Source organism: Brevibacillus sp. MCWH (genome assembly GCF_013096935.1).
Taxonomy (GTDB): Bacteria; Bacillota; Bacilli; order Brevibacillales; family Brevibacillaceae; genus Brevibacillus; species Brevibacillus aydinogluensis.
In genome coordinates this window covers 1-301 of sequence record NZ_SDLF01000266.1, presented here as the reverse complement: position 1 = coordinate 301, position 301 = coordinate 1, and the positions used below count along the sequence as shown (strand labels likewise).

Annotated in this window: 1 rRNA gene; it reads right to left on the bottom strand. The window is 62.5% G+C overall.

What is annotated here, in order from left to right:
• Positions 1-301: ribosomal RNA gene (locus ETC00_RS20430) — 23S ribosomal RNA — on the bottom strand; the annotation flags it as partial.

Sequence of the window (301 nt, the reverse complement as noted above, 5' to 3'; positions counted from 1 at the left end):
AACTCATCCCCTTAACCTTCCAGCACCGGGCAGGCGTCAGCCCCTATACTTCGCCTTGCGGCTTCGCAGAGACCTGTGTTTTTGCTAAACAGTCGCTTGGGCCTTTTCACTGCGGCCCCCTCGGGCTCGGGCCCACCCGACGAAAGCTGACGCTCGCGTCGGGCGGGGTCCCTGACCCTACCGGGGCGCCCCTTCTCCCGAAGTTACGGGGCCATTTTGCCGAGTTCCTTAGCAAGAGTTCTCCCGCGCACCTTAGGATTCTCTCCTCGCCTACCTGTGTCGGTTTGCGGTACGGGCACCT